This is a genomic window from Frankia sp. AgKG'84/4 (assembly GCF_023242965.2).
Lineage (GTDB): Bacteria > Actinomycetota > Actinomycetes > Frankiales > Frankiaceae > Frankia.
This window is the reverse complement of the sequence record NZ_JALKFU020000912.1, coordinates 1-813: the sequence shown is the minus strand read 5'-3', so window position 1 is coordinate 813 and position 813 is coordinate 1. Positions and strand designations below refer to the sequence as shown.

1 protein-coding gene and 1 pseudogene are annotated in these 813 nt (G+C 75.8%); both read right to left on the bottom strand.

Annotation, left to right across the window (positions count from 1 at the left end):
- Positions 1–295: pseudogene (locus tag MXD58_RS25990) on the bottom strand (DUF459 domain-containing protein); the annotation flags it as partial.
- Between the two features lie 46 nt (positions 296–341).
- Positions 342–746: an MBOAT family O-acyltransferase gene (locus MXD58_RS25985; protein ID WP_250610370.1), complete on the bottom strand. Its 405-nt coding sequence runs from the start codon at positions 744–746 to the stop codon at positions 342–344.
- Positions 747–813: the final 67 nt, after the last annotated feature.

The window sequence follows — 813 nt, the reverse complement described above, 5'->3', positions numbered from 1 at the left end:
GGCCGGGCCGGTGCCCGAAGGCACGCGCCAGCCCGCGGTCGGGCGCGTCCAGCCGCAGCGGATGGGTGATCCGGGCGAGGGGGCGGCCCGCCCCGAGGACGACCGCGCGGGTGGTTCCCGGGCGCATCCCCTCCCCGGCATGCACCATCGCCGGCGCGCGCAGCACCGCGAGCAGGACGAGCACCGAGGCGACCGTGACCACGACCCGCCGGGCCGGCATCGCGTCCACCGCGTCGGCCATGGGCACCGCCTCGCCGTCCCGGTCAGGCAGGGGGGCCGGTGAGCGATCTGTCATGTCGTGCGCACCTCACATCGGTGTCCTGCGAGCGGTCACAGCGGCGTCAGAACCGGAAGTAGATGAACGGGGAGACCTGCCCGGGGCCGGCGACCGCATAGATGATCATGATGCTGAGGGTCAGGAGTGGGATCTGGGCGACGGTGGGCAGCCGTGCCAGGCGCACCCGCGTCGCGGTCCACCAGGCGCGGGGGACGGCGGCCGTCGTCAGCCCGGCCGCGATGGCGGCGAGCACGGGTGCGGTGACCAGGGGCGCGGGCCCGGGCGCTGTCAGCAGTCGGGAGAGCAGCCGCCCGGCCGTCGCCAGATCGGGCGCGCGGAAGAACACCCAGGTCACGCAGACGAAGTGGAAGACGACCAGGCGCCCCAGCCACGCCCGCGCGTTCGCACCGGCCGCCGCCTTCTGCCGCCGCCCGACCTCGCCGGCCGGCACCTGACCGATGGTCGGCACCTGACCGATGGCGGGCCTCCGGCCGTCGGCCAGGTCCCCCCGCCCGCCCCCCGGCCGCTGTCATATA